We start from the raw sequence: 24,325 nt of genomic DNA, 5'->3' as shown, positions 1-24,325 counted from the left end.
AGATGGAGTTTCTGCAAAAGGGTATTACAAAATGACTTTTACGTGATGGGACGGCCCTTTCACCAGGTTTACCCGCTTCTCGACCGTCCTGCCGCCGGTGGTTATCTTCAGGAGATATTCCCCGTGAAATCCGCGGAAGGTGACGGGAGCCGCATCCTGCTGCCGAAGCGTCAGGTTCGTTTTCCATTCGTGGTTGATCAGCTCGTTCAGAACCGTATAGGCGGGTTTGGGCGAAAAGTCCCGATTGACCAGGCCGCCGTTCCACTTATCTTCGCCCGCTACCGCCGTTCCGTCGACGACATTCCACCAGATAATCGCTTCGACCGCCGGGTGGCTGAACCAGAGCCGGTAGAAATGGCGCGCCATCCGGGCCTGCCGTTCCAGCCCATCGGCGTTGTTGGGCAAGGTCGGGATGGTGATTTCCGAAACGTGCAGCGGAAGTCCGAACCGCCCGTACAGGTCCAGTGCCTGAAAAAGCCCCGCCGGGCGCATGGCTTTACCGTTGGCCACATCCTCGTGCAGTTGCTCGCTGAAAAAATGGAACTGAAGTCCAATGCCCCCAATCCGCGCGCCCTTCGCCCGTAAATTTTCAATGAGCAGGTAATACGGGCTGTATTCCTTATGGTAGTTCTGCCACGACTCGCCCGTTACTTCATTGATAAACAGGCGCGTGTCGGCAGGAAAGTATCGTTGCGCTTCGAGAAACGCAAACAGGGCGTATTCCCGGGGCATGGGGAGCGTCGGAAAGTCGTGCAGCACCTCGTTGACGACGTCCCAGGTGTTGATGCGGGTGCCATACCGACCGGCGATCTCCCGGATGCGCTTCGTAATCAGTTGTTTTACGGCGGCCGTATCGGTAGGAAGCCAGTCGGGAGTGCCGTGTTTGGGGTGCGCCCAGACCAGGGTGTGTCCTTTGGCGGTCAATTGATTATGCCGGGTAAAGGCAAGGACCGGGTCGGGGGGAGGACGGCGGTAGATGGGCGTGCTGTTGGCCGCAAACCGAACGTTCCCCGGTTCAGGCTCCAGAGTTTTCCAGTAAAAAGGCACACAGGCGGTATTGAACAGCGACATGAACGTGGCTTCGTACCGTCGGTTTTCGGCCTCGGTCGGGAAGCCGTTCAGCATGAAAATATTGGCTCCAAACTGAAAGGCATGCTTCCGCTGTCGAATTTCGACCGTGGCATTCCGGATCGGCTTCCCCCGGCTATCCACGAGTTCCAGCGTAAAATCGCCTTTACGATTCGTCTCGATACCGTCCTGAATCCGTTTTTCAACGGCCGGATCGTTCCACAATGAATCATAACGGGAGGTCTGGGCCTGCACCAGCGTACAGGTCAATACCATCAGACAGACAGGAAATCCTTTCATTCGATCTGCGAGTGTTTGATCGGGCAGCCGGTTTGAACCGCCGGCTGCCCGATTCCTATTGAAGTCTACCCTGGCTGGAAACACTTTCACCCTGATTAGTACCCCGGATTCTGGTCTTTCGTCGGGTCCAGGGCGGTATTGTAGTTCAGTTCGGAAACCGGGATGGGCCACAACAGGAACTTGTCGGCGACGTCCTTGCCTTCGGCGGCTTTGATATACTGTTTGGCGATGCCCAGCCGCTTGAGTTCCAGCCAGCGTTTGGCTTCGTACATCGTCTCCCAGCCCCGTTCCTTAATCAGGGCATCCATGAACGAGGGAAGATTGGGATAGTCGGCCAGTTTGTAATCGACCGCCGACGGTGTGCCGGAAGGAAGCCCATAGGCCCGGCGACGCACCTGATTCAGCGCTTCGAGAGTGGCCGCCGTCGGGCCGTTGGCCACCCGGGCGGAGGCTTCGGCATACATCATCAGCACATCGGCGTAGCGGTAGACCGGGAAGTCGTTGGCGGCCCCGTTCTGGTTGGTGGCGATGGGGTCGCGGTACTTGCGGTTCAGGTAGGAGGTGGTGCCGAGCCCGATGTTCCAGTTATAGAGGTTATAGGCTTTACGCAGGTCCTTGTCGTCCCAGGCGGCCACGCTTTTGTTCAGGGTGGGGTCGGTGTAGTGGCCGAAGAAGCCGCCCGCCCCGTGATACCGGGCGCCGGGATGATGGGCGAACATGACCATCGTCCAGCCTTCGTTATTGGCCCGCGAGAACTTCAGATACCAGACCTCCTCAGGGGTGGTCACCACGTCGGGGCCGTACAGACCCAGAAAGTCTTCCGAGGTTTTGACCTGGAACAGCGAATACCGGCCCGATTTGATGACCTCGTCGGTCTTCGTGACCACGTCGGCGTACTTGCCGAGCTGCAGCAGCACGTCGGCCAGCAACGTTTTGGCCGACCATCTGGTGGGTCGTCCGGACTGGGCGGCCTTGTCGGGCAGGTTGGTTTCGGCAAACGCCAGGTCTTCCTGAATCAGCTGGTAAATCGGCTCCACCGGGCTGCGTTTGATGTTCGGTTCGAGCATGTTGGCTTCCGTGCGGAGGGGCACCGGCCCCCAGTTGCGCACCAGCTGGAAATAGGTATAGGCCCGCAGAAACCGGGCTTCCGCCACATACCGGTTCTTGTCGGCGGTGGTGAGCGACGTTCCCTTCGGCGCGTTCTCGATAACCAGATTGGCGTTCCGGATGGCCAGATAAAAGGCGTCCCACATCTGGCCCACGCGGGTGACGTTGGTGTTGTCGAGGCCGGTATGGTCGTTCAGCGGCCCGTAGCTGCCCCGCCCGAAGATCAGTTCCGAGTAGGTTTCCTGCTGAATCGGGTAGAGGCTTTTCATGGCGCCGTCCAGCCGCAGGGCCGCGTAGATCGCATTCGTCGCGGCTTCGACTTCGGAAGCGGTATTATAGAACGTTTCGGCCGCCAGCGACTTCGGCGCTTCGACCAGGGTATCCTTGCAGGAGGCCAGCAGCAGGAGCGAAAGGACCGCGCCGGGCAGGAGCGATACCAGTTGCCGCAGGGGAGAATGGAAGAGGAGTTTCATAGGGTTCGAGAACAACAGAGTGAATGTAGCGACTTTAGAAGCCCAGCCGTACGCCGACGGTCACGGCTTTCATGGTGGGATAGCTGTAGTGGTCGATGCCGAGGTTGATGCTGTTGCCGGAGCCGTAGGTGTTGATTTCGGGGTCATACCAGGAATACTTCGTCAGGGTGAGCAGGTTCTGGCCGCTCACGTACACCTGCGCCGAGCGCAGACCCCGGAAGGCCGGCAGGTTATAGGCCAGCTGGATGTTCCGCAGCCGCAGGTAGGAGCCGTCTTCCACGAACCGGTCGGAGATGTTCCCGGCGATGGTCCGGCTGATCCGGGGGTACTTCGCATTCGGATTGGTGGGCGTCCAGGTATTGCCGACCATATCGCGGGGCATGTTCATACCGAAGTTCAGGTCGAGCGTCTGGTTGAGGTTCAGATTGAAGATGTCGTTGCCCTGCGATCCCTGGAAGAAGGCGGTCAGTTCGAAGCCCCGGAAGGCCATGGTCGAATTGAAGCCGTAGATGAAATCCGGGTTCGGGTCGCCGAGGTAGGTCTTGTCCTTGGCGTTGATGGCCCCGTCGGCGTTCAGGTCGGCGTATTTGAGGTTGCCCTTGTCGGTGTATCCGTCCTGTCGGTATCCGTAAAAGACGCCCAGTGGCTGGCCCTCCCGCAGGATATTGACAAAGTCGTTCAGCGGACCGACAAAAAAAGCCGTTCCGTTGATGTCCTGCCCGTTGTAGAGTTTCACCACCTTGTTCCGGTTGAAGGCGATGTTGGCCGAAACGTCCCAGCGGAACCCGGCCCGGTCGGCGCCCCCGCTGAACAGGCCGGCGTCCAGACTCAGTTCAAGGCCCCGGTTCTGAATTTCACCCACGTTCCGGATGGTGCTGGTATAGCCCAGCGACGAAGGCAACTGCACGCTGTTGAGGAGATCGCGGGTGTTTTTCACGTAATAGTCGGCCGTCAGGCGAAGGCGGTTGTTGAGGAAGGCGGCATCGATCCCGATGTCGGTCTGCACGGTCGTCTCCCACCTGAGGTTTCCCGGAAGCCGGGTGCCGGGCGCATAGGTCGTGAAGAGGGCGTCGTCGAACACGGTCTTGCCGGAGCTGAGGCTGTTCAGGGTGGCATAGGGGCTGATGGCCTGGCTGCCCGTGGCCCCGAAACCTGCCCGGATCTTGAGGTCCGAAATGAACGGTACTTGCTTCATGAAGGCTTCTTCGGTCACCCGCCAGGCCAGGGCGGCCGAGGGGAAATACCCCCATTTATTTCCTTCGCTGTAGCGCGATGAGCCGTCTGCGCGGAACGAGGCCGTGAGCAGGTAGCGGTTATTGAAGCTGTAATTGACCCGGCCCAGATAAGAAAGCAGGGTGGAAAAGGTATAGCGGGTTTCAGGCGTATTGAACAGGGCGGCCGCGGCCAGGTCGTAGGTTTCGCTGATGTCGCTGACAAACCCGCTGCCCGACGCGCTGAGTCCCGTGGTTTTAAAGTCCTGATAGGTCAGGGCGCCGGTGACCGAGAGGCTGTGCCGCCCGATGTCGCGGACGTAGCTGACCACGTTTTCGTTGAGCAGACTGACGTATTGCTGCGTACCGATGCCGGCCGTCCCCTGCGAGTTGACGAACTGCCGGGTAGTGTAGCCGTCGGTGCGGTCGTCGGCGTTTTCGACCCCGCCCGAAATCCGGATCGACAGACCCGCCACCGGTTTGTAGGTAACGGCCGCATTAGCCAGCACCCGGTTCGACCGCAGCACGTCGGACTGCTGCTCCAGGAAGTTCAGCGGGTTGACCATCACGTTGGAAATGAACGGGTAGGCCGTCGAGAGGTTGCGGTAAGTGCCGTCGTCGTTGTAGGGGGAGAGCGTCGGCGGGGCGGAAATCATCGCCGTGATGAGGCCGCTGCCCCGGTTGCCGATGGACGTATTTTTCCGGTTGGTCTGAATCCGGCTCAGGTTCGTGCTGTACGACAGGCTGAATTTAGGGCTGATGTCGTGGTTGACGTTGGCCCGCAGCGCATACCGGTCGAAGTTGCTGTTGACGATGATGCCGCCCTGTTTGAGCAGGCTGCCGCCGATCGAAAACTGGGTCTTTTCCGAGCCTCCGCTGACGTTAATGGCATGGTTGTGCAGCGGGGCCGGCTTCATGACCACGTCCTGCCAGTCGGTTCCGGCACCAAGGGCGGCCACCTGCTGGATCTGCTGCGCGTTGAAGTAGGGCGACAATCCGTCGTTGACGGCCTGCTCGTTGTAGAAGGCGACGTATTCCTGCGGGCTGAGCAGGTCGAGTTTCTTCCGGAGGGTCTGGTGGCTGTAGGACCCTTCGTAGTTGACCTGGGTCCGGCCCGCCTTGCCGCGTTTGGTGGTGATCAGCACCACGCCGTTGGCCCCCCTGGAGCCGTAGATGGCCGTGGCCGAGGCATCTTTCAGAATTTCGATACTTTCGATGTCGGCGTTGTTGAGCAGGTTCGGGTTGCCCGAAAAGGGAAAGCCGTCGATCACGTACAGCGGTTCGTTGTTGCCTTGGATGGAGTTGGTGCCCCGAATCCGGACGCTGACGGGCGCTCCCGGCGACCCGTTGTTCTGAATCACCTGAACGCCCGGTGCCCGGCCCGCCAGGGCCTGCACGACGCTCGTCGTCGGGAAGGCGGTCAGTTCCTTTGGTTTCACCGACGCCAGCGAGCCGGTCAGGTCACTTTTCCGCACCGTGCCGTACCCCACGACCACTACTTCGCTGAGCGATTTGTTGTCCTCTTCCATCGCAATGTCGATCTGGGTCCGGCTGCCCACTTCCACGCGCTGGGAGACGTAGCCGATATAGGAGAAAACCACCGTGCGATTCGCTGAAGGCAGGTTGAGCCGGTAGGTTCCCTCGGCGTCGGTGGTCGTTCCGACGGTGGTTCCCTCCACCGATACGTTGACGCCCGGGAGCGGATCGCGGCCCGGGCCGTTCGTCACCCGCCCCGTCAGCGTGAGGGACTGGGCGAGACCGCTGCCTGATAGGATCAGCAGGAGACACAGGCAGTACAGGAAGTTAGTAAATTTGACCATGTATTTAAGGGAGTGTTTTCAATTATATAAAATTGAAATCAATAATGACATAATGGTATAGATAGAAAATGAGCAATCCAAATAAAACGGTATTTTTTCTTTGCAGAGTTAAATGCGTTTAAAAGCGAAAGGGTGCCTTTTTTTGGAGTTTGTGGAAATAACGGCCTATTTGAGACGAAGCCGTTCCATTCCCAAGAAATTAGTTGCCTCTCCTATTGCGTTTGCTAATTATTTGATTAATTTTACAATATAAAATTGTAAGAAGATGATTCAGGTTATCAACCGGGCGTTTGACATTCTGGAATTTGTAGCTTCGGAGGGGAATCGGCCCAAAACGCTGACGGAGGTTGCCGAAGCGGCCGGATTGAATCCCGGCACCTGTGCCAACATCATGAAGACCATGGTGAGCCGGCGGTATCTCGATCAGGCGGGCCCCAAAAAAGGCTATTGCTTAGGATCACGGGCCTACTGGCTGACGGGCAACACCGCCTATCGGAAAGACATTCTGGAAGAGGCCCGCCCGGCCATGGCCGAATTGTCCCGCCGGCTGGAGGAGAGCTGCCTGCTGGCGGTATTGAACGGCGATCAGCGGCTCATCATTCACCGCGAGCTGTGCGACCAGCCGCTTCAGGTTCAGACCGCCAACGAAAAACACGCCTACGATTCGGCCTCAGGGCGCCTGCTGGTCAGCCTGCTGAACGATGCCGAACTGGTTAAATTCAAGAACCGCTATGGGTTGCCGACCACCGACCTTTGGGAAGAAGCCGCTTCCGAGCCGGCTTTTTACGCGCAGATTCAGGCCGTCCGGCAGCGGGGCTACGCCTTCCAGGAAAGTCCGCGTCAGGTGGTCGGGTATGCGGTCGGGGTGTATCGGCAGCAGGAAGTAGTGGCCAGTCTGAGCGTCTATCTGCCCACATACCGCCACACGCCCGAAAAAGCCGCTTTGGTCATCGATCACCTCCGGCAGACGGCGGAGCGGATCAGTGGCGGTTTGTCGGCCGGAGGGAATTGATCGGTTTCAGGGCCGAACTAATAGATATATACCTCTTCGCCCGACGACTCCCCCGTGCGCAGCACCCGGCTGTACGAGCTGACGATGCCCTCGCTGTCCGTAGGCCGCAGGCTTGATTGCCGCACCACCACTTCCGTGGTGATCCGCTCCAGGCGGGATTTGGTGTTTTTATCCGTATGTTCAATATCCAGGATGCACAGGTGGGCTGCCCGGCTGCCCATTTCAAACCCTTTGGCCGACAGGCCCGTGATGGTCGTTTCCAGCCGGGAATGGAAGGGGTCGGCCCCGAAGACCGCCAGACCCAGCTGGTGGGGAATGACGACACCCATCCGGCGGGCTTCCCCAACCACCGCAATGGCGATCTGATCACTGCCCGCCACCACCGCATCCGGCTGCGGCCGCCGTTTCATCAGTTTCTGAAAGCCGCCCCGCCCCTCGAGGTAGCCGAAACCGGCGGTAACGATCAATTCGTCGGCAATCGGCTGATTATAACGATCAAAGGCTTTCTTAAACCCCTTGAGCTGTTCCTGACAAACGCCGGTATGCTCCGGCCCCGTCAGCAGCGCAACCCGCTCGAAACCCGACCGGATCAGGTGCTCGGTCAGTTGAAAAGTGCCGGCTTCGTTGTCGTAAAGAATCCGGTGGGCGGCCAGACGCTCGGGCGCGCGTTCGACAAATACCAGCGGCATGCCCTGCTGCCGGAGCTGTTTGAAATGGTCGATCCGGCGGGTCTGCTGAGACAGGCAGGCGATCACCCCGTCTACCTGGTTCGACAGGGAGGAAGCCTGAAGCATTTCCCGCTCGTAGGTTTCGCCGGATTTGCAGACCACCACCTGATACCCTTTCCGGAACGCTACTTCTTCGATGCCGTTCAGAATGGCCCCATAGGCATACTGTTGAATTTCAGGTAAAATGACCCCGATCAGCCGGGTTCGGCGCTCCCGAAGGCTCTGGGCCTGGGTGTTGGGCTGGTAGTTCAGCTTTTTAGCCATCTTCTTGACGGCTTCGATCGTTTCGGGCCGAATATCGGGATGGTTTCGCAAGGCCCGGGATACGGTGGACGGCGAGATGCTGAGCTGTTCGGCGATGTCGACAATCGTAACGTTGGTTCGGCGGCTGCGGTCAAGGCGTGGCATGGAAGGGGTGTTTTTCCGGGGTGAAAAAAGAAATAAGAACCGCTGCAAATATATTTTGTTTTCGCAAACGTTGCCGCAAACGTTTGCATAAAATTATTATTTTTTTTATTAGAAATGTTATAATAGAATTGCATCCAGTTCAGACCTTTAACCATTTGTCAGCATGAACAGACCCTATACCGTATGGCTCCACGCGCTGATTTTATTGCTGTGTTTATCGGCACAGGCGGCCCTGGCCCAGACAGCGAATGAAATACGACTCAGTGGGATCGTGATCTCGGAAAGCGACGGAAAGCCGCTGCCCGGTGCAACGGTTCTCATCCAGGCGACCAACAAAGGCACGACGACCGACGCCGACGGCCGCTTCCAGCTGATGGCCGGCCTTAACGCAACGCTTCAGGTCAGCTTTATCGGTTACCGTAGCCGCTCGGTGGCCGTCGATAACCGAACCGAACTGACCATCGCCCTGACGGCCGACGAAAGCAACCTGGCCGAAGTGGTGGTGGTGGGCTACGGTACGCAGAAACGCCGGGACGTTACCGGCTCGATCGCGTCGGTGTCGGCCGCGGCCATCAAGGAAATGCCCATCACCTCCGCGGAACAGGGCCTGCAGGGGCGGGTGGCCGGCGTGCAGGTCATCCAGTCGAACTCGGCCCCGGGGGGTGCCGTCAGCATCCGGGTGCGGGGCGGCAATTCCGTCCTCGGCGGCAATGAACCGCTCTATGTGATCGACGGCTTTCCGGTATACAACAGCATCGGGACCAACGACGGCCAGTCGCAGCCGACAAACCCGCTGGCGACGATCAACCCGAACGACATCGTCTCGATGGAAGTCCTGAAGGATGCCTCGGCCACCGCCATTTTCGGCGCCCGGGGCGCCAACGGGGTCGTGATCGTCACGACCCGTCGCGGCAAGGCCGGCCCCGGAACGGTCGATGTCGAGGCTTACTACGGGGTGCAGACCGTCCGGCGAAAAATACCGCTTCTGAACGGCTCGCAGTACATGGACCTGGCGAACGAAAAAGCCCGGAACCTCGGGCAGACCACCCTTCCGTTCCCCGACAAAAGCAAATGGCCCGTCAGCACCGACTGGCAGGAGGAATTGTTCCGGCCCGCCCCGATCCGGAATTATGCCCTGACGTTTTCGGGCGGATCGGAAACCAGCCGGTACGCCATCTCGGGCAACTGGTTCGATCAGCAGGGCATCGTGACCGGCTCCGGCTTCCGGCGCGGCTCCCTGCGGGCCAACATGGACAATACGCTCAGCAGAAAACTGAGTCTGTCGACCAGCATCACCGCATCGCGAACCATCAACCAGCAGGCGCGAACCAGCATCAACTTCGGGAATGGGGTGGTGTACAACGCCTTGATCAGCTCCCCTCTGGCTTCGGTGTACAACCCGGACGGCAGCTATTTTCCGGTCAGCACCATTCCGGCTACCGAGCCGTTCGGCACGAATCCGCTGGCCCTGGCCCGGGAATTCAGCAACGAGCTGGTAACGAACCGGATTCTGGCCAATACCAATCTGACCTACGCCCTGACGGCCGGACTGACCCTGAGCGTCCGGCTGGGGATCGACTACAGCAACGACCGCACGGACCGCTATTTTTCCCGGAAACTTCCCGGATCGACCGGGCAGGCCGGCGTCATCACGGGGGAAGGATCGACCTACCTGAACGAAAACATCCTGACCTACAAAAAGCAGTTCGGCGCGGATCACACCCTCGACGCCACCGGCGGTTTTACATGGCAGGAAAGCGTGTTCTCCTCGCTGTCGGCCAGTTCTCAGAACTTTGCCGTCGACCTGTTCGGAACGGACAACCTGTCGGCCGGCAACAGCCCGGGCGTGCCTGCCTCCGGCCGGAGCAAGAACTCCCTGCTGTCGTGGCTGGGGCGGGTCAACTACGGCTTCAAAGACCGGTATCTGCTGACGGTTTCAGCCCGGGCCGACGGGTCCTCGCGGTTTGGGTCCGGCAACAAATGGGGCTTTTTCCCGTCGGCCGCGCTGGCCTGGCGGGTGTCGGAAGAGCCGTTCATGAAGGCCGTGAACTGGGTTTCGGATCTGAAGCTGCGCACGAGCGTGGGGGTAACGGGTAACCAGGAAATCGGTAACTACCAGTCGTTGAACCGGCTCAGTACGGTCGGCAGCATCCAGGGCGTAGCCCAGTCGCCGGCAGTAGGTTTTGCCGTCACAACCATGGCGAACCCGGATCTGAAGTGGGAAACCACCACGCAGTATGACGCCGGCCTGGACGTGGGTCTGTGGAACGGCCGCATCAATCTGAGCCTGGATTATTACGTCAAGAACACGACCGATCTGCTGGCCCAGGTACCGGTCGCGATCTCCTCGGGTTTCAGCAGCATCCTGCTCAATTCCGGCTCCATCCGCAACCGGGGGGTCGATGTTTCCCTCGACGGGACGATCCTCAACCGCAGCCGGCTGCGCTGGAATGCCGGGGTAAATCTTTCGACCAACCGGAACCGGGTGCAGTCGGTGGCCGTTCGCGGGGGGCAGTTTTTTGCACCCCTGATCACGTCCCCCGTCGATCTGCCGGTGAACATCATCCGGGAGGGCCAGCCGGTGTCGGCTTTCTTCGGCTACGTCCGCGACGGCCTGTGGGGGGAGGACCAGGGCGCTTCCAGCCTGATGCCGAACGCCCGGGCGGGCGAGCAGCGTTACAAAGACCTCAACGGGGACGGAAAGATCACCGCCGACGACCGGACGGTTCTGGGAAAACCGAACCCCGATTTTATCTACGGCCTTACTTCGCAGCTTACCTACGGCCCCTTCGATCTGAATATTCTGTTTCAGGGCGTACAGGGCGCCACAGTGTTCAACGCCAACAATTTCACGCTCAGCGACGTGTTTGCCCGGGGCAATAACCAACTGGCCGACATCACCGACCGCTGGACGACCGAAAACCGCAACGTAAACGCAAAATACCCCCGCGCATCCAGCGTCAGTCCGCTCGTGTCGGACCGTTTCTTCGAGGATGCTTCCTACTTCCGGCTGCGCAACATTCAGGTGGGCTACAACCTTCCGGTGGGGTCACTGGGCGTAAAGTGGTTCCGGTCGGCACGGGTTTACCTCAGCGGCCAGAACCTGCTGACGGTAACGCGGTATACCGGATTCGATCCGGAAGTAAGTTCTACGGCCGGCTCCGATCTTCGCAAAGGCGTCGATATCGGGGCCTATCCGGCGGCTAAAATGTGGACGGCCGGCCTTCGACTGGGTTTTTAAAAGCATTCTTAAACCGACAGATCACCTTCGCATGAACACGCGTCAAACACTCCTTCGTCGGGGCCTGACTCTGCTGACCCTGACGCTCTCTCTTGGCCTGTTTCCGGGCTGTCAGGATTCGTTGCAGGAAGAGGTATACAGTTTCGTTTCGGCCGACAACTTCTACAAAACGGCCGCCGACGCCGAAGCCGCCGTCATCGCGGCTTATCAGCCCTTCACCAGCGACGATTATTTCCGACGCAACTTCTACAACATCGGGTTACTGGCCGACGACCAGGTGATGATCGGCCGGAATGCCACCTTCCAGGCCGTCGATAACTTCAACGTCACCCCCGACCACCCGTTTCATACGGCGCTGTGGCAACAGATGTACCTGTGCATCAATCGTTCCAATACCGGCATTCAGCGCATCCCGGCCATTTCGATGGACGAAACGCGCCGGACCACGCTGGTCGGCGAGTGCCGGTACGTCAGGGCGTACAACTACTTCAACCTGGTCCGTCTCTTCGGTGGCGTCCCGATGCCGACGACGGAAATCCAGTCGCCGGGCCAGACCAATAACCCGAAGGTGCCCAAAGAAAAGGTCTATGAGCAGATCGTGGCCGATTTGCTGGAAGCCGAGAAAGTGCTGCCCCTGACGCGCCCGGCGGCCGAATGGGGGCGGGCCACCCGGGGCGCTGCCCAGACGCTGCTGGCGGAGGTGTACCTGACGATGGAGCGCTGGCAGCAGGCCGCCGATAAGGCCAAAGAAGTGATCGACTCGAAGCAGTACCAGCTGCTGCCGGATTTCAAAGCCGTTTTTTCCGTCAGCAATGAAGCCAACGCCGAAATTATCCAGTCGATTCAGTTCGACGGACCGACGATCGGCACCTGGTTCGCTTCCTTCAACCACGCCGGAGGCTCCGACAACCCAAATTGTTTTCTGGGCAGCGCCAACTGGTCGGTAGAGCAGAAATCCGACATCTGGCTCAACTGGGACAGCAAAGACGGGCGCAAGGCGGCTTCCACCTACGACAAGTTCATCAATAAGGCAGGTAAACTGGTCAGCGTATTCGACTATCCCCAGCCGTTTCCGGGCTTTGGTAAGTACAACGCCCCCAACGAGGTTTCAAACGGCAACAGCCCCTGCAACCCGATCATTCACCGCTACGCCGACGTGCTGCTGATCTATGCCGAGGCCGCGTCCCAGGCCGGCGACGGCCCCACCCCGGCCGCCTATGATGCCGTCAATCAGGTCCGTCGCCGGGGCTATAAAGTCCCGCTGACCGCTCCCTCGGAATTCGACGTGCCGGCCGGTCTGAGCAAGGCCGCCTTCCGGCAGGCGGTCATCCGGGAACGGAGCCTGGAATTCGTGATTGAAAACAAGCGGCTGTTCGACCTGATGCGCACGGGGCAGTTTCCGGCCATCCTCAAAACCCAGGGCAAAAACGTCCGGGACGGAGCCACCCTGTTTCCTATTCCCCTTTCCGAACTTAACTCGAATCTGGCCCTAACCCAGGCCGACCAGAACCCGGGGTATTGACCCTGCCGGCCGGTTTAACGTCGTTTCAGCCATTATGAACTCTATGAATTTCCTACGACACGTTTTTCTCCGACTGATGCTGCCGGCGGCCGGTCTGCTGCCGCTGAGCGGTCAGGCCCAGACGGCCCGGCTCTCGACTGCTAATGCCACGCTGACTATCGACCGCCAGGGCACTCTGACCATCGCTTCCCGGGGGGGTACTCCCTCCTTTACGACACGCACCCCGCTGACCGGCCTGTGGAAGCTGACCCTTCAGAATACCGGAGAGGGCAACTCGTTTCCTCCGAAACTGATGGAGGTGCAGCCCACGACGGCCGTCGACCTCAAACAGACGGCGAGTGAGGTTACGCTGACCTACTCCGGATTGCAGAGCCAGGGACGCCCGCTGCCGGTTCGGGCCGCCTTTCGGATTGCCGTTCAAAACGAAGCCTTTGTCTTTTCGGGCAGCCTCACGAGTGAGTCCGATGAGTGGCTGGTCCGCGAACTGAGCTATCCGATCCTTTCAGGAATCCAGGCTTCGGGCGGGAAAGCAAGCGTATACTGGCCCGAATCGCTGGGACGGTGTTATACCGACCCGGCCAGGTTCGGACAGAAATCGTTCGACTACCCCAGCGGACGAGGCAGTATGCAATGGTTCTCCATCAATACGCCCGCCGGCGGGCTGTATGTGGGATGCCACGATGCCGCCCGGTCCAAAAAACAGTTCGACCTGGCTTTCGACAAGCCGTCGGCGGCTTTCACCTCGTCCATTACCTTCCCGGTGTACAGCCGGACGTTCGCCGTTCCCGACGTATTGGTAACGCCTTATGAAGGGACCTGGCATGCGGCAGCCAAACGCTATCGGGCCTGGTACGACACTCAGTTCACCATGCCGACGCTGCCCGACTGGGTCAAACGGGATGCGGGCTGGTATCTGGCCATCCTGAAACAGCAGAACGGCTACGTCATGTGGCGGTACGACGAAATGGATAAACTATGCGACATCGCCGACCGCTTCGGATTCAAAACCATCGGTTTGTTCGGCTGGGCGCACGGGGGCCACGACCGGCTTTTTCCCAACTGGGTGCCGGACGATCTGCTGGGCGGGCAGGCCGCTCTGAAACAGGGCATCGAACGGGCCCATAAACGAGGCTTCAAGATCATCCTGTACGCCAACGCCACGATGATGGATGCCACCACCGAATACTACAAGTACAGCGGCAATGAAACGATGGCCGTCCGGGAGGACCAGTCGGCCTACACCAGCAGCATCCGCAAGTACAACAGTGCCACGCCCGTCGTCTTTGTCGAAAGTTCGTACAGTTCGGGCCGCTGGCGCAGCACCATGATGAACCTGGCCCTGCAGGCCCGCGACCTGGGGGCCGACGGAATCCTGTACGACCAGGCGGGAGTCAAAGGCGCCCTGCTCAATTTTTCCAGAATCCAGGATCATACGCTGCCTCAGGAGTCCGGTACCAAATACCGGGTGAAGATGCTCAACGACATCCGTACGGCCCTGAAAAAGCTGGACCCGGAGTTTATCATCATGACCGAGGCTACCCACGACGGGGTCATCGACAACATCGATTATCACCACGGCTGGGGCATCGGCACCGCCATCGAACCCATCGGCTTCGGATCGGCGGAGTTTTCGTTTCCGGCATTGTTCCGCTACACCTTTCCCGAACTGGTGGAAACCCAGCGGAATGCCAACCCGATGATTACCCGCGCCGAAGCCAATTTCGCGGCCGTGTATGGACTGCGCCATGAGATCGAAACCCGCTACGCCGAAGATGTGGATTACGTGGTCAACGGGAAACTGCCCACCGCCGGCAGCTATGCGGACGTAACCTATTATCCGCCCGTGCCGGCCAAAATAAAGGAAGCCCCGGAAGCCGTCGCCACGAAGTACGTGCACGACCTGATTCAGTTCGAAAACGACAACCCCGCCTTTTTCCGCTATGGTCAGTTCATCGACGAGGAAGGAATCGAGGTAGCTGGGGAAGACATCACCGCCAAGGGCTTCCGGAACGGTCGGCAAGTGGGGGTCGTGGTCTGGAACACGAGCCGCACCACCCCCCGCACCGCCCGCATCAATGTGCCGGGCTACCAACTGACGACCGCCCGGGAAATCGGGGACTCCGGTTCCGGAACGTCTCCCTTAAGTGCCAGCGTGGCCGGCCGGGAAGGGGGCAGGGTGTCCGACCGGGCGGTTTCCGGCTCGGCCACGGTGTCGGCCGAAAGTCCCCTGAAAGCCAATTCTATACGCCTGCTTGTTTATGAAAAGAAATGATCTCGTTGCTCCCGGTTCCTATTCCGACCCCCAGCCGGTCAATGGATCGGCCCCGGCAGCGTTAAGTTCCGGACCACATGTCGGTGGAGCGGCTCAGGTCGCTCCCGCCCGACGTGTAAAACCTGAAATCAACATGTGTTTACCGTTAGAAGGGAAAGTGGCTCTGATTACCGGCGCGGCCCGCGGCATTGGGAAAGGGATTGCGCTGGTGCTGGCCGAACAGGGCGCCGATATCGTACTCAACGACAAAAAGATGAATCTGGACGGCGAAGTTACCGCCGATCAGATTCGGGAGACCGGACGCCGGGTGTTACTCTGTGAAGCCGACGTGAGTCAGGAAGACCAGGTGAAGGCCATGTTTGCCAAGGTCGGAAAAGAGTTCGGGCGGCTCGATATCCTGGTCAACAACGCCGGGACCTCACAGAACAAGACCATCTTTGAAATCGATCTCGAAGACTGGCGCTACGTCATCGATACCAACCTGACCAGCTGCTTTCTGTGTGCGAAAGAAGCTATGACGATCATGAAGAAGCAGCGGTACGGCCGGGTCATCAACATCAGTTCGGTCGTCGCCGAGCGGGGGTCGCTGTTCGGACATATGCATTACACCTCCACCAAAAGCGGCATGCTGGGGATGACGAAAACGCTGGCCCGCACCGGTGCCCCGCTGGGCATCAACGTCAATGCCGTGGCGCCGGGCATCATCGAAACCGAACTGATGCTGAAAACGCACGGCATCGAAGGTACCGAGAAGTTGAGCGCGTCCGTGCCGCTGGGCCTCGGCAAACCCCGCGCGGTGGGGCTGGCGGTGGCGTTTCTGTGCGGGGAAGGGGGCGACTACATCACCGGTACCATCCTCGACGTGAACGGGGGGATGAACATGCGCTGACCGATGGAGAAACGAGATGCCTACCGGTGGGAGTTGCTGCTGTGGCTGTGGCTGGCTTTCTTTTTCAACCAGGCCGACCGGCAGATTTTCAACGTCTCGCTGCCCCTCATTAAAGCCGACCTGGGCCTGAGCGATGCCCAGGCCGGGCTGGTCGGTTCGCTTTTTTCGCTCACCCTGGGGCTGATGATTCCTTTCGCGGGGATAGCCGGCGATCTGCTCAACCGGAAAAAAATCATCGGCTTCTCGCTGTTGTTCTGGAGCGCGGCTACCCTCCTGACCGGCCTGAGCCATACGCTGCTGCATCTGATTGTGCTTCGGAGCCTGGCGGTGGGCGGTGGGGAAGCGTTTTACGCGCCGGCGGCCAACGGCCTCATCAGCGAGCATCACGACAAAACCCGGGCGGTCGCCATGTCGATTCACCAGACGTCGCTGTATGCCGGAGTCGTGGTGAGCGGAGCGGTCGGAGGATACGTCGCGCAGCAATACGGCTGGAAAAATGCCTTTTTTGGGTTCGGTGGGGCCGGGGTGATCCTGTCGGCCATTCTGTATTTCCGGCTACGACCCACCCCGGCTCCGGTGACGGCCATTTCGTCGGCCGACCAGAAACGGTTTTTCCGCGAAGCCACACTGGCCCTGTTTCGGAAACCGGCCGCTTTGCTGCTGTGTGGTGCGTTTCTGTCGCTGGTGGTCGTCAATGTCGGCTATACGGTCTGGACTCCCACTTTTCTGCACGAAAAATTCGGTTTGTCGGTAGCCGAAGCCGGGTTTACCTCCATGTTCTATCACCATCTGGCGGCCTTCGTGGGCGTCATGGGGGGCGGTTGGCTGTCGGACCGGCTGGCCCGGAAATCGGTGCGTTACCGGCTCATAATCCAGACCGCAGGGCTCCTGCTCGGCGTGCCGTTCATCGTGGGCATGGGGCAGGCGGAAACGCCTTCGCTGACCATCGTTTGTCTGGCGGGTTTCGGCCTCTGCCGCGGTCTCTACGAAGCCAACCTGTACACGACCCTGTTCGAGGTCATCGAACCGCCCTACCGCTCCACCTCGGTGGGGCTGTCGGCCATGTTCGCCTACGTCACGGCGGCCCTTGCGCCGTTCCTGCTGGGGTATCTGAAGCCGACGGTCGGATTGTCGAATGGTCTGTCGTCACTTGGTTTCATGTACCTGCTGGGCGGTTTTTGCCTCTGGCTGACCCTCGGGCGGTATTTTCAAAAGAACAGCCTTCATCGATCTGAATTGACCATTACTGAACTACCATGAAAATCACTGCTATTGAAACCTATATCTGCCACGCCTACCGAACCAATTGGGTGTTTGTCCGGGTCATGACCAGCGTCGACGGGCTGTACGGGATCGGCGAGGCCACACTGGAACACAACGAACTGACCGTGGCGCAGCAGTGCCGCGAGCTGGAACGCATCTTTGTGGGGAAAGACCCGCGCAACATCGAAGCCCTCTGGCACGAAGCCTACCGCGACGTGTACTGGCGGGGCGGATCGGTGCTGATGAGCGCGTTGTCGGGGGTTGAAATGGCCTTGTGGGACATTACCGCCAAAGACCTCGGGGTGCCGGTGTACCGGCTTATGGGCGGCAAGGTGCGCGGGAGCGTGCCCTGCTACGCCAACGGCTGGTTCGCGCCCGCCAAGACCCCCGAACAGTTTGCCGAAAAAGCGGCTTTTGCGATTGGGCAAGGCTTTAAAGCCCTTAAGTGGGACCCTTTTGGGGCCGCTTACCTCACGATGAACCGCGTCGAGTTCGAGCAGTCGATGGCCGTCGTGGCCGCCGTGCGGGAAGCCACCCGGGGCAAGGCCGACATCATCATTGAAGGACACGGCCGCTTCGACGTTCCGACGGCCGTGCGGATTGGTCACGCCCTGGAAAAATTCGAGCCCCTCTGGTTCGAAGAGCCGCTCCCGCCCGAAAATCTGGAAGGACTGGCGGAAGTGAAACGCCGGGTGAACGTACCGATCGCGGCCGGCGAACGGCTTTACAACCGCTGGAATTTCCGGTCGCTGTTCGAACTGCGGGCGGCCGATTTCGTGCAGCCCGACGTAAGTCATGCGGGTGGACTGGCCGAGACCAGAAAAATTGCCGCCATGGCGGAAGCCTATCACCTGCCGGTTTGTCCGCATAACCCGATCGGTCCCGTGGCCAATGCCGCCACCCTGCAACTGGCGGCCTGCGTTCCTAACTTTTATCTGCTCGAAACCATGAATACCGACGTCCCCTGGCGCTCGGAGATCACGACCGAGGAGGTGCAGTTTGTGAATGGGGAGATGATGATTCCCGACAAACCGGGTTTGGGTATCGACCTGAATCTGGACGAGATCGGCAAACACCCCTTCGACCCGCGTCCGCTTCGCCATTACAAAGGAACGCTGACCGAGATCCGGCCCGCCGATGCGACGAGCTATTTCACCGCCTGAGCCATGACTGATCGGCTCATCCCGGGGTGGGGCGGACCTCTGTTCCCGTTTAGTGAACAGGCCCTGCGGGCATTGAACCTGCCGTTCGCCCCAACCCTAACCCGGACACCGACGTGGCAGTAAGACGGAGCGATACACCCGATTTTTCGTGGGAGCGGTTCACGGCCATGCCCCTGGTTGGAATCCTTCGCAACCTGAGCGCAGCCGACCTCGACGAGATTCTCCCGATCTATCAGCAGGCCGGGCTGACGACGATGGAAATTACGATGAATACGCCCGGCGCCCCGGCGATGATCCGGCGAACGCTGGACCGGTATGCCGGAAGCCTGAACATCGGTGCAGGAACCGTCTGTACGCCGGCGGACCTGAACGAGGCTCTGGAAGCGGGGGCGCAGTTCATTGTCACGCCCATCGTGAACCCGGCCGTCATTCGGGCCTGTGTCGAACAGGGGGTTCCCGTCTTCCCGGGTGCTTTTTCGCCTTCGGAGATCTACCGGGCCTGGGCGCTGGGTGCGACGATGGTGAAGGTCTACCCCGCCGGAACGCTGGGCCCCGACTATCTGAAACAGGTAAAAGCACCCCTGAATCAGATAAAGCTCCTGCCCACCGGCGGGATTACCCGGCAAACGATGGAGCATTATTTCAGGGCCGGAGCCGATGGGGTGGGAATGGGCAGCCCGTTGTTTTTACCGGAATATATTCAGGCACGCAACTGGCCGGCATTATCGGTTCATTTTCAGGCTATCGTTCAGGCGATCAGAGCTTCACGGCCGCCGGATGTCTCCGTCATCACTCCATAGGCCGACGATTCGCACGGGCTCTGACTCATCCGGAAAAGCCGCTGTTGAGAAGGGGAGATACACCCGGTTCCTGCCTTTAAACCATTGACTTTTGTCAAGAGTTTGGCGCGGATGTTTGCGGACTTTTGAAACGGAAACCGGAATACCGGTTGGGCCGGGGCTAAACCCCGGTAGGCATGTCGTCGTGCTTTCAACGTTTAAACAATCGAAGTCCATGAACAAAGTCGTTGGTTTAGGAAGGTGGCTATTTGTGCTGCCGTTTACCATGTACATTCTGCTGCACTTCGGCAAAGCCGGCGTGGGCGCGTCGTTCGTTCCGTCGTGGCTGCCCTTTCCCCTGTTCTGGAATTACGCTACCGGCATCTGCATCCTCCTGTTCATCATCAGTTGCATTTGGGGTCGGTATGATAAACTGGCCTCCCTGCTCATGGCGTTGTATGTGTTCCTGATGATCTTCCTGGTCCATGTTCCCCGTGCCGCCACCAGTGAAAACGACCTGCTCAATATCTTCCGCAATACCATGGTCGTCGGGGGCCTGCTGATGTACGCGGGGGCCTATGCCAACGACCGGCGGCTTTCCTTTACCGCCCCCAGGTCTTCCGCGCCGGTCGAAACCGCCCGACGATAGGAGGAGACGGAAGGCCGGGGGCTTTCCATCATCTGCCTCATCAGGCAACGCCACACCCGCAAGGGCCGGTTGGGGGTCGTGGCAATTGCCGGTACGATGGAAAGACTTTTACCCGAAAGGTCCAGTCCTTTAACCGGCTGACAGTTATTTTTTGCGTTATCCGCAATCATTTCCGGTTTTCCGGGCAGGCAGAGCGCCCTCCCTTGCTGAGGTGACTTCAGCAGACAGGCCGGCAATTCTGCCGGCCTGTAACCGAATCAGCGTCTTACCGGTCGGCCGGCGGCTTCGATAAAGGGGGCCGGCAATCCCTGAATTCCCATTTGAATAAAGCAGCGCGGCCAGTCGAACTGGTCCCAGTGCTCATAGAGCTGGCCATTGCGGATCGTCCAGATGTCGATCACGTCAAACTCCAGGCGCTGACCCTGGGGTGCCGCTCCCAGAAAAGGAGCCCCCGTTACGTTTCCCGAAATCGTCCAACGCACCACCACCCGGTCTTCGGTGGCAAATACGTCATGAATGACGGCATTCAGGTTGGGGATGGCTTTATAGAATTCTTCCACAAAGCCGATCAGCCCATCACGGCCCGGAGGGGCAATGGCGTTGTATTGCTGATAATCCGGAGAAACAACCCGTCTGAAGCCGGCGGCCCGGGCCGCCGGCGAATCGGCATTGAGCCCCTCCTCAAAGAAGGCTCGTCCCAGGGCAGCATTGGCGGCCGTCCTGTCGGAAGACTTCGGCGTTACGGTTTCGTTTTCATCATTGCAGGCCGTGGCCGTTACCAAAAAGAAAACGGATAGAACCACTGAGCGTAGGAAAAACCGGGAAGCAGTCATGGTTGTAAAATGTGAAGAGGGTTGATGAAGAGATTTGATTCGGCCGGCGCACGCTGCGTTAGCCTTCGATTACCCGGTACGTCGTCCGGACGTTGCCTCGCGTGGAGTTGCTGTAAGCGCATACGGTTTTGGTAGCTTCCACAAGCTCTTCGGCTTGTTCCCGGCTAACACCGGGTACCTGAATGAACAGGTCGGCGGCTAAGCCGTAACCGCCTTCAATTGCCAGCAGATGCACCCTGGTCGTTACACGGACGTTCCTGACGTCCACCGGCAGCTTACGCTGAGAGGCCACAAAGGACAGACTTTGCCCGAAACAGGCCGAAAAACCGGCCGCAAAAAGTTGCTCGGGGTTCGTGGCTCCGCCATTCCCGCCAATCTCTTTGGGGAAGGCCAGATGTACACTCAGCAGGTTGTCGGATGACTGGGCATGACCGTTACGGCCGCCAAGGGTGGTTACTTCGGCTACATAGAGCCCTTTGTTTGCCTGCGTTTCCATCATTATAATCTGTTTAATTGGATAGGCCGAAAGACCTGGTTATTCTTTGGTCGGGAATGGGGCGATTCGGGTCGCCCGGGTGATGCCCGCAAGCCGGTAGAGCCGTTGCTGGTGCCGAACCGGCGCGGCTCCTTCATCGCTGGTCAGAAACTGGTCGAGCCGGGTCGTCGACCAACCGAGCCGAATACCCGGGCCATATGGGCGTGGCGTTCCACCCCGCTTACCGGAATCTGCGGGAACAACTCGAACGGTTGCCAGCGAATCTGTGTTTCGACCTCGGGAATCTGAGCCAGTGCCTTCTCCAGCCGTCTTCGGCCGATGTAGCACCAGGGGCAAACCAGATCGGAAAGTAGGTCGATTTGTACGGGATTCATCTTCGTAGCGTTGGCCGGTTTTGCTTTTTCGTCCCGATCAACGATACAAAGTTGGTTTCAAAATTCTCTGTCAATCAAGTAGTTACGAAATTGTATGCCACTTACGAAAATGATAGTGTGCTGACCATGAGAAAGTTGAATTCCTCGAATTCGCAGAACCAGTTGCAAATGATTTCCAACTGCCCTCTGACGAGCAGCCTGATCCTGATCCATGGCCGCTGGAAACTGATCATCCTGTGGCAAATCAACGGCGGCATCATCCGTTTCGGTGAACTGCGCCGGGCCATTCCGCTGGTGACCGAAAAAATGCTGACCGATCAGCTCCGGGAGCTGGAGCGTGACGGCTTTGTAGAGCGGGTTGTTTACCCCGAAGTGCCCCCCCGGGTGGAGTATTCGCTAACCTCATTGGCTCAATCGCTGATACCCATCCTGGAACAACTGCTTACCTGGGGCGAGCAGAACCAGGCCGTTGAGCGCGTGAAGCAGCATTTTTCAAAATCGGGTTCGGAATCGGCTCCATCCCATTGATCGATATTTCCCCATCGAGACGGCGGCTGATGTTAGCCCGACTCTTTTGTCCTCCCGAGGAACGAGGGATCTGGTGTTTCGGGGCTCACAATGATTGGTCAACAGAGCACAGGGCCCCTCCTGCGTCGGGATGGCAAAACGCTTCCCATCAACCTAGGGACAGAAGGTGTACAGGGCCGCCCTGGCCCGGCCTCTTTATTGACTTAGGACGAACCTGTGCCGAAGTCTCTTCAAGATTTGGATCAGGAACCTTACCTTTTAATTTAATTTGAATTTATTTGTACTTACTTGTACTTTTTAAGGACTCTTTCCTAACGAATGTGAAAGCCGTCGCCGGAACCCATGAATCAGCCCAAATCAAACCCGCCCCAATCGGATGGATTGCTCTGGCAGCAACTCAAACAGGGCAGCGAACTGGCTCTGGGCAGACTGATTAATCGATTTTTCAATCCACTCCTGAACTACGGCCATAAATTCGTGCGCGATGAAGCGTTCGTAAAGGATTGCGTTCAGGAAGTGTTTATTGAAATCTGGAACCGGCGCGACCACATCACCACCCCCGACAGTGTGCGCGCTTACCTGCTCAGTTCCGTCCGGAAGCGGGTCGTGCGGGAGGGGTTCCGGCAGCAAATCATCCGGGATGACCAACCCGTCAACCTTGAGAACAACGACCAGTTCGTGGAGTTCTCTCCCGAGTGGACGGTCATTGAAGGCGAAACCCTGGCCGAAACGACCCGGCGCATCGCCGGCGTGCTGGCGAAATTGACCAAACGGCAGCGGGAAGTCATTTACCTTCGTTATTACCAGAATCTTGAACGCGACGAAATTGCCGCCATTATGAACGTGACGCCCCAGTCGGTTTCCAATCTGCTTCAGGTAGCCTATGCCTCCATGCGCGACAACTGGATGGTGATAATGGCCCTGGCAATGGGATGGCAAATTAATTTTTTTGAATAAAATCATCCTAAACCAGTATCTGACTCCGGTTTTTGACATCTCCTGTTATAAAGAAAGCCACTCACGCTATGGAAGCCCATTATCGAGCGTTTACGATTGACGAACTAACTCACGACGACCGATTTCGCCAGTGGGTAATCGAGCGCGACCCCGTAGCCGAACGGTTCTGGCTCGAATGGCTGACCCAAAATCCTGATAAAGCCGATACCATCCAGATGGCGCGGGCGTTTCTGCTGGCGCTTGAAGAAGAAAATACGTCCCTGCCCGCGGCTGGGTTAGCCGACATTACGGACGAAATCGTTCAGACGCAGCCGGACCGCCGGACCGCCGTTCGGACCCTTCCTTTCTGGCGCAACACGGCCTTCCGGGTGGCGGCTTCGGTGCTGCTGGTGCTGGGACTCGGGTATGCCGCCCTCCGGTTTACCGGGCAGCCGGAACGACAGATGCAGGCCCGGCTTCGCCGGATCAGCCCGGCCCTGGCCGATGGAGCAATTACCCGGACCAACACCACGCAACAGGTGCAGGACATCCGGCTCGACGACGGCAGCATAGTGCAGTTGTATCCCAACAGCTCGCTGAATTACCCGGCTCATTTTGCCGCCAATAGCCGGGAGGTGTTTTTACGCGGGCGAGCCTTCTTCCGCATTGCCCGCAATCCCAAGAAACCATTCTGGGTGTATACCGGCACCCTCTCGACGCAGGTGCTCGGCACCCGGTTTATGGTCGATGCCGATGCCGGTCAGGCAAACGTTCAGGTCACGTCGGGCCGGGTATCGGTGTATCGGTCAGGCGACGTGGAGCGGGCAAGGCGCGACCGGCTGACGGAGCAGATCGGGGTGATTCTGACGGCCAACCAGCAGGTGGTGTATACGCAAACCGACGAGCAACTGGTGAAGACGGTAGTGGCCCGGCCCACCATGTTGCAGCCGGGGCGGGCGGATGCCTTCGTGTTTGAGGAAACGCCTATTGCGGAGGTGTTTGCCCGGCTCGAAACCATCTATGGCCTGCCCGTGCTGTACGATGCCTCGACCATGAGCCGCTGTTACCTGACGGCCAACCTGACCGACGAGTCGCTATTCGATAAGCTCGCACTGATCTGTAAAATAACCCGGTCGTCGTACGAACTTGTCGATGGGCAGATCGTCATTCATAGCAACGGTTGTGATAATAACTAACTGATAGTCAGTGAATTAATTTTATAGGTAATTTTTTTCTAAAAATAATCGCAAATA

General features: G+C 58.8%; 19 protein-coding genes. 12 read left to right on the top strand and 7 right to left on the bottom strand.

The features are described from left to right. Positions 1 to 24: 24 nt before the first annotated feature. From DX909_RS25615 to DX909_RS25605, 3 genes are all read right to left on the bottom strand, one after another. On the bottom strand, positions 25 to 1,368 hold the full coding sequence (locus tag DX909_RS25615; RefSeq protein WP_229311194.1) for an endo-1,4-beta-xylanase: 1,344 nt from the start codon (positions 1,366 to 1,368) through the stop codon (positions 25 to 27). A 95-nt stretch (positions 1,369 to 1,463) separates the two neighbouring features. Continuing rightward, positions 1,464 to 2,948, bottom strand: coding sequence for a RagB/SusD family nutrient uptake outer membrane protein (locus DX909_RS25610; RefSeq protein WP_128548097.1), 1,485 nt, complete (start codon positions 2,946 to 2,948; stop codon positions 1,464 to 1,466). A gap of 34 nt (positions 2,949 to 2,982) precedes the next feature. Further along, positions 2,983 to 5,979 (bottom strand): SusC/RagA family TonB-linked outer membrane protein, encoded by a 2,997-nt coding sequence (locus DX909_RS25605; protein ID WP_128548096.1) that lies wholly within the window; start codon positions 5,977 to 5,979, stop codon positions 2,983 to 2,985. A 265-nt stretch (positions 5,980 to 6,244) separates the two neighbouring features. Here DX909_RS25605 and DX909_RS25600 point away from each other — a divergent pair, with 265 nt between their 5' ends. Beyond that, entirely contained in the window at positions 6,245 to 6,991 is a 747-nt protein-coding gene (locus tag DX909_RS25600; protein WP_128548095.1) for an IclR family transcriptional regulator, read from the top strand. Positions 6,992 to 7,008: 17 nt separating this feature from the next. Here the strand turns inward: DX909_RS25600 and DX909_RS25595 are convergent, their stop codons facing one another. Continuing rightward, a complete protein-coding gene (locus tag DX909_RS25595) occupies positions 7,009 to 8,127 on the bottom strand; it encodes a LacI family DNA-binding transcriptional regulator (protein ID WP_128548094.1) in 1,119 nt (372 codons plus the stop codon). A gap of 163 nt (positions 8,128 to 8,290) precedes the next feature. Here DX909_RS25595 and DX909_RS25590 point away from each other — a divergent pair, with 163 nt between their 5' ends. The 8 genes from DX909_RS25590 (at position 8,291) to DX909_RS25555 (ending at position 19,905) form a co-directional block, all read left to right on the top strand. After that, positions 8,291 to 11,368 carry a SusC/RagA family TonB-linked outer membrane protein gene (locus tag DX909_RS25590; protein WP_128548093.1) on the top strand — a complete coding sequence of 1,026 codons (3,078 nt, stop codon included), beginning with the start codon at positions 8,291 to 8,293 and terminating at the stop codon, positions 11,366 to 11,368. A 31-nt stretch (positions 11,369 to 11,399) separates the two neighbouring features. After that, complete coding sequence (locus DX909_RS25585) at positions 11,400 to 12,890, top strand: RagB/SusD family nutrient uptake outer membrane protein (protein WP_128548092.1); 1,491 nt, start codon at positions 11,400 to 11,402, stop codon at positions 12,888 to 12,890. 43 nt (positions 12,891 to 12,933) lie between these two features. Next, positions 12,934 to 15,162: a DUF6259 domain-containing protein gene (locus DX909_RS25580; RefSeq protein ID WP_128548091.1), complete on the top strand. Its 2,229-nt coding sequence runs from the start codon at positions 12,934 to 12,936 to the stop codon at positions 15,160 to 15,162. Between the two features lie 133 nt (positions 15,163 to 15,295). Continuing rightward, entirely contained in the window at positions 15,296 to 16,051 is a 756-nt protein-coding gene (locus DX909_RS25575; protein WP_128548090.1) for an SDR family NAD(P)-dependent oxidoreductase, read from the top strand. Positions 16,052 to 16,054: 3 nt separating this feature from the next. Beyond that, complete coding sequence (locus DX909_RS25570) at positions 16,055 to 17,311, top strand: MFS transporter (protein ID WP_128548089.1); 1,257 nt, start codon at positions 16,055 to 16,057, stop codon at positions 17,309 to 17,311. Continuing rightward, complete coding sequence (dgoD, locus tag DX909_RS25565) at positions 17,308 to 18,477, top strand: galactonate dehydratase (protein ID WP_128548088.1); 1,170 nt, start codon at positions 17,308 to 17,310, stop codon at positions 18,475 to 18,477. Before DX909_RS25570 ends, dgoD begins: the two co-directional genes overlap by 4 nt. Positions 18,478 to 18,590: 113 nt before the next feature. After that, positions 18,591 to 19,277, top strand: coding sequence for a bifunctional 4-hydroxy-2-oxoglutarate aldolase/2-dehydro-3-deoxy-phosphogluconate aldolase (locus DX909_RS25560; RefSeq protein WP_310589884.1), 687 nt, complete (start codon positions 18,591 to 18,593; stop codon positions 19,275 to 19,277). Between the two features lie 214 nt (positions 19,278 to 19,491). After that, complete coding sequence (locus DX909_RS25555) at positions 19,492 to 19,905, top strand: DoxX family protein (RefSeq protein ID WP_128548087.1); 414 nt, start codon at positions 19,492 to 19,494, stop codon at positions 19,903 to 19,905. Between the two features lie 257 nt (positions 19,906 to 20,162). Here the strand turns inward: DX909_RS25555 and DX909_RS25550 are convergent, their stop codons facing one another. From DX909_RS25550 to DX909_RS25540, 3 genes are all read right to left on the bottom strand, one after another. Next, positions 20,163 to 20,687 carry an ester cyclase gene (locus DX909_RS25550; RefSeq protein WP_229311193.1) on the bottom strand — a complete coding sequence of 175 codons (525 nt, stop codon included), beginning with the start codon at positions 20,685 to 20,687 and terminating at the stop codon, positions 20,163 to 20,165. Between the two features lie 109 nt (positions 20,688 to 20,796). Next, positions 20,797 to 21,234, bottom strand: a complete 438-nt coding sequence (locus DX909_RS25545; protein ID WP_128548085.1) for an organic hydroperoxide resistance protein — start codon at positions 21,232 to 21,234, stop codon at positions 20,797 to 20,799. Positions 21,235 to 21,377: 143 nt separating this feature from the next. Beyond that, complete coding sequence (locus DX909_RS25540; RefSeq protein WP_128548084.1) at positions 21,378 to 21,608, bottom strand: DsbA family protein; 231 nt, start codon at positions 21,606 to 21,608, stop codon at positions 21,378 to 21,380. 168 nt (positions 21,609 to 21,776) lie between these two features. Here DX909_RS25540 and DX909_RS25535 point away from each other — a divergent pair, with 168 nt between their 5' ends. The 3 genes from DX909_RS25535 (at position 21,777) to DX909_RS25525 (ending at position 24,268) form a co-directional block, all read left to right on the top strand. Then, positions 21,777 to 22,136 carry a winged helix-turn-helix transcriptional regulator gene (locus tag DX909_RS25535; RefSeq protein WP_229311192.1) on the top strand — a complete coding sequence of 120 codons (360 nt, stop codon included), beginning with the start codon at positions 21,777 to 21,779 and terminating at the stop codon, positions 22,134 to 22,136. 342 nt (positions 22,137 to 22,478) lie between these two features. After that, the gene (locus DX909_RS25530; RefSeq protein ID WP_128548082.1) at positions 22,479 to 23,093 is read left to right on the top strand and encodes an RNA polymerase sigma factor; all 615 of its coding nucleotides are present in this window, start codon (positions 22,479 to 22,481) and stop codon (positions 23,091 to 23,093) included. A 68-nt stretch (positions 23,094 to 23,161) separates the two neighbouring features. Further along, on the top strand, positions 23,162 to 24,268 hold the full coding sequence (locus DX909_RS25525) for a FecR family protein (RefSeq protein WP_128548081.1): 1,107 nt from the start codon (positions 23,162 to 23,164) through the stop codon (positions 24,266 to 24,268). Positions 24,269 to 24,325: the final 57 nt, after the last annotated feature.

It is taken from the genome of Larkinella soli (genome assembly GCF_003703975.1).
Lineage (GTDB): Bacteria > Bacteroidota > Bacteroidia > Cytophagales > Spirosomataceae > Larkinella > Larkinella soli.
This window is presented reverse-complemented; position numbering and strand designations above follow the sequence as displayed.

What these genes read in the sequence shown, in the direction of transcription:
- DX909_RS25600 (WP_128548095.1), top strand. Translation starts at nt 6,245, where the DNA reads ATGATTCAGGTTATCAACCGGGCGTTTGACATTCTGGAATTTGTAGCT.
- DX909_RS25575 (WP_128548090.1), top strand. Translation starts at nt 15,296, where the DNA reads ATGTGTTTACCGTTAGAAGGGAAAGTGGCTCTGATTACCGGCGCGGCC.
- DX909_RS25555 (WP_128548087.1), top strand. Translation starts at nt 19,492, where the DNA reads ATGAACAAAGTCGTTGGTTTAGGAAGGTGGCTATTTGTGCTGCCGTTT.
- DX909_RS25545 (WP_128548085.1), bottom strand. Translation starts at nt 21,234, where the DNA reads ATGGAAACGCAGGCAAACAAAGGGCTCTATGTAGCCGAAGTAACCACC.
- DX909_RS25585 (WP_128548092.1), top strand. Translation starts at nt 11,400, where the DNA reads ATGAACACGCGTCAAACACTCCTTCGTCGGGGCCTGACTCTGCTGACC.
- DX909_RS25525 (WP_128548081.1), top strand. Translation starts at nt 23,162, where the DNA reads ATGGAAGCCCATTATCGAGCGTTTACGATTGACGAACTAACTCACGAC.
- DX909_RS25530 (WP_128548082.1), top strand. Translation starts at nt 22,479, where the DNA reads ATGAATCAGCCCAAATCAAACCCGCCCCAATCGGATGGATTGCTCTGG.
- dgoD (WP_128548088.1), top strand. Translation starts at nt 17,308, where the DNA reads ATGAAAATCACTGCTATTGAAACCTATATCTGCCACGCCTACCGAACC.
- DX909_RS25610 (WP_128548097.1), bottom strand. Translation starts at nt 2,948, where the DNA reads ATGAAACTCCTCTTCCATTCTCCCCTGCGGCAACTGGTATCGCTCCTG.
- DX909_RS25590 (WP_128548093.1), top strand. Translation starts at nt 8,291, where the DNA reads ATGAACAGACCCTATACCGTATGGCTCCACGCGCTGATTTTATTGCTG.
- DX909_RS25615 (WP_229311194.1), bottom strand. Translation starts at nt 1,368, where the DNA reads ATGAAAGGATTTCCTGTCTGTCTGATGGTATTGACCTGTACGCTGGTG.
- DX909_RS25595 (WP_128548094.1), bottom strand. Translation starts at nt 8,127, where the DNA reads ATGCCACGCCTTGACCGCAGCCGCCGAACCAACGTTACGATTGTCGAC.
- DX909_RS25540 (WP_128548084.1), bottom strand. Translation starts at nt 21,608, where the DNA reads ATGAATCCCGTACAAATCGACCTACTTTCCGATCTGGTTTGCCCCTGG.
- DX909_RS25605 (WP_128548096.1), bottom strand. Translation starts at nt 5,979, where the DNA reads ATGGTCAAATTTACTAACTTCCTGTACTGCCTGTGTCTCCTGCTGATC.
- DX909_RS25570 (WP_128548089.1), top strand. Translation starts at nt 16,055, where the DNA reads ATGGAGAAACGAGATGCCTACCGGTGGGAGTTGCTGCTGTGGCTGTGG.
- DX909_RS25580 (WP_128548091.1), top strand. Translation starts at nt 12,934, where the DNA reads ATGAATTTCCTACGACACGTTTTTCTCCGACTGATGCTGCCGGCGGCC.
- DX909_RS25535 (WP_229311192.1), top strand. Translation starts at nt 21,777, where the DNA reads ATGATTTCCAACTGCCCTCTGACGAGCAGCCTGATCCTGATCCATGGC.